Source organism: Streptomyces sp. RP5T, from assembly GCF_003933965.1.
Taxonomy (GTDB): domain Bacteria; phylum Actinomycetota; class Actinomycetes; order Streptomycetales; family Streptomycetaceae; genus Streptomyces.
On record NZ_RSAJ01000788.1, the window covers coordinates 1 to 3,242 of the forward strand.

Below are 3,242 nucleotides of genomic sequence, written 5' to 3' on the forward strand. Positions count from 1 at the left end.
GTTCGCGGGGGCCGGATGGTCGGGGCTGAAGGCGGCCGGCTCGGTGAGGGAGGCCGAACGGGACGGGGTGGTGCGCACCTTCGCGGTGCCCGTCCGCAGTCCCGACGCGCTCGCGGTCACCTTCAGGACACCCGGGCGTGTACCGGCCCGCACGATCGCGAGGGCCTTGCCGTGGAATGCCGTACGGGTACTGGCCTGGTAGCGCTCGGCGCTCTCCTGGCGGCCGTTGTCGAGCCCGGCGAGCGAGCCGCCGGTGACCGCGAAGGAGATCAGGTGCCCGGCGTCGGGCACCACCACCCCACGGGCGTCCACGACCTCGGCGGTGACGAAGACGAGTGAGCGGCCGTCGGCGACCAGGGAGCCGCGGTCGGGAGTGAGCCGGACGGCATGGGGCTTCCCGGCGGTGCGCAGCACGTCGGTGGCCACCGTCCTGCCGTTCCGCCTCGCCACGGCCTTCAGCTCGCCCGGCGCGTACGGCACGTGCCACGTCAGATGGAGCTTGCCCGCGCTGCCGTTCGGACTGGTGTAACTGCCGGGGTAGGGGCCGTCGGTGAAGGTCTTGTCGTCGCCGGTGGCTTCCGTGGTCTCCAGGTAGGTGCGGCCGTCGGTGGTCCGCTTGGTGTCGAAGGTCCGGGTGCCGAGGGACCTGCCGTTGAGGAACAGCTCGACCTCGGGGACGTTGGCGTACGCCCACACCTCGACCGTGTCGCCCTTCTCGTGGTTCCAGGTCATCGGCACCAGGTGGACCATCGGCTCGTCGGCCCACTGGCTACGGAAGAGGTGGTACATGTCCTTCGGGAAGCCCGCGGTGTCGACCGCGCCGAAGAAGGACGCCTTCACCGGGAAGACGTCGTACGGCGTGGGCTCGCCGATGTAGTCGATCCCGGACCACAGGAACTGCCCGGCGAACCACTTGCGGTCCCGGTCCTTCTTGTGGCCGTACTCGCCGCTCATCGTCCAGGAGGCGAGGTTGTTGTCGTAGGACGAGGTCTCCCGTCTGCCCGGGGTGTGGTTCTCGCCGGTGTTGAGGTGCTCGGGCTCCTGGTAGGCGCCCCGGGTCGAGGTCTCGGAGGACGACTCGGACTCGAACAGGAACAGGTGCGGGTAGGCGGCGTGCAGTTGGTCCACCGACTTGGCCGTGTTGTAGTTCAGGCCCAGGCCGTCCAGCTTGGCCAGCATCAGGTCGGCCGCCGAGCCCTTGGCGGGCAGACGACGGTATTTGTCGGAGCCGATGATCAGCGGGCGGGTGTCGTCCACGGCCTTGATCGCGGTGATGATCCGGTCGGCCATGGCGAGTCCGGCGGTGGACGTGGAGTCGGGAATCTCGTTGCCGATCGACCACAGCAGCACCGCGGGCGAGTTGCGGGCCGCGAGGACCATCTCGGTCGCGTCCCGCTCGCACCACTCGTCGAAGAACCGGCCGTAGTCGTAACGGGTCTTCGGGGTCCTCCAGCAGTCGAAGGCCTCCACCAGCATCACGATGCCCAGTTCCTCGCAGACCCGGATCATCTCCGGGGAGGGCGGGTTGTGGGAGGTGCGGAAGGCGTTGACGCCCATCGACTTCATGATCGCCATCTGTCTGCGGACCGCGTCGATGCTGACCGCCGCACCGAGGGCGCCCAGGTCGTGGTGGAGATCGACACCCCTGATCTTGTGGTGGGTGCCGTTGAGGTGGAAGCCCTCGTCCGGGTCGAAGCGGAAGGTGCGGAAGCCGAAGGGGGTGCGGTAGGTGTCGGTCGTGGTGCCGCCGACGCGCAGGTCGGTCCGCACGGTGTAGCGGTGGTGCGGTGTGCCGAGGTCCCACAGCTTCGGCTCGGGGACCGTGAGTTCGTGGGTCTCGGTGGCCCTGTCGGTGACGGCGACGGTGGAGGACGTACGGGCGACCGTGCGGCCCCGGGGATCGACGATCCGGGTGACGACCTCGACGTCGGCGGCGGTGCCGGACGCGTTGACCACCGAGGTCGCCACCCGGACCAGGCCCCGCTTCCCGGTGATCTCCGGGGTGGTGACGCGGGTGCCCCAGCGCTCCACGTGCACCGGCTCGGTGACGACCAGACGGGCCTCGCGGTAGATGCCGCTGCCCGAGTACCAGCGGCTGCTGGGGAGCCGGTTCTGCACCTTGACCGCGATCACGTTCTCGGTGGTGCCGTCGGTGTGGAGCAGGTCCGTGAGGTCGAGGGCGAAGCCGGTGTAGCCGTAGGGGTGGTGACCGGCCTCGGTGCCGTTGCAGTAGACGTACGCGTCCATGTAGACGCCGTCGAACTCCACCGAGATCCGCTTGCCGGCGAGGGCGGCCGGCAGGGTGAAGGCGAGGCGGTACCAGCCCAGGCCGCCTGGGAAGAAGCCGGTGCCGCTGGTGGTGCCGTGCTCGGTGGTGGGGGCGAGTGCGATGCTCCAGTCGTGCGGCACCGCGGTCGCAGCCCAGCCCGAGTCGTCGTGACCGGGGGCGGCGGCGTCCGCGTGCTCGCCCGTCGGGTCGGTGATCCCGCCCGGGTCGACCAGCGCGAAGCGCCAGCCGTCGCGCAGCGCGACCGTGCTGCGGCCCGACGCGCTCCCGGCGGACTCGGCCGCCCGGGCCGTGGGAGTTGCCGGGAGCACCCCCACCGCAGGTGCGGCTGTGGAAGCGAGCAAAACGGATCTGCGCGTGACCGTCATGGCGGCTCTCCCTCATCAGGGCTCAGAAGTACTCACAACTGACCGTGAGCGAACACAATCTGACGGTGAGCCGGCCGGGGCCGTCAAGGGTGCGGTCGGCGGCTTCCGCCCGCCGCGCCGGCTCGGCCGGATTTCCCCCTTGACCGCGGTCCGGCCGGGGACGGGACCTGCGCAGGGGTTCGCCGTTCGCGTGCGGGCGCGACGCACTAGGCTGGAACCCAAGTGACTTATTTGTTCACTGAGAGTGCGCGCGCAATGGAGTGGCGACGATGACCCTCGTGTACCCGTTCGACGACACGGCGACGGCTCGGGCCGTCGTCGCCGAGGACGGCACGCTGGTCGCGTGGAACGCCGGCGCACAGCGGCTGCTGGGCTGGTCGCCCGCCGAGGTCGTGGGCAGACCCGCGGCGAACCTTCTGGTCACCGGGGGCGGCGAGGTGCCCGACGGGTCCGTGGACGCCCGCTGGGACGGCACCCTCACCCTGTGCCACCGCGACGGCACGGCCGTCACGGTGTGGCTGCTCGCCCACCATCAGGACGCCGCGGACGGCGGCCCCGGGCACTGGCTCGTCGTCACCCCGCTGGAC

The 3,242-nt window shown here is 70.6% G+C and carries 2 protein-coding genes; one reads left to right on the forward strand and one right to left on the reverse strand.

Annotation, left to right across the window (positions count from 1 at the left end; genetic code table 11):
• Nucleotides 1-2,655: glycoside hydrolase family 2 TIM barrel-domain containing protein (locus EHS43_RS41000; RefSeq protein ID WP_125195603.1), on the reverse strand; the 2,655-nt coding region annotated here is incomplete at its 3' end.
• A 269-nt stretch (nt 2,656-2,924) separates the two neighbouring features.
• Here EHS43_RS41000 and EHS43_RS41005 point away from each other — a divergent pair.
• On the forward strand, nt 2,925-3,242 hold a 318-nt coding region (locus tag EHS43_RS41005), incomplete at its 3' end, for a PAS domain S-box protein (protein WP_125195604.1).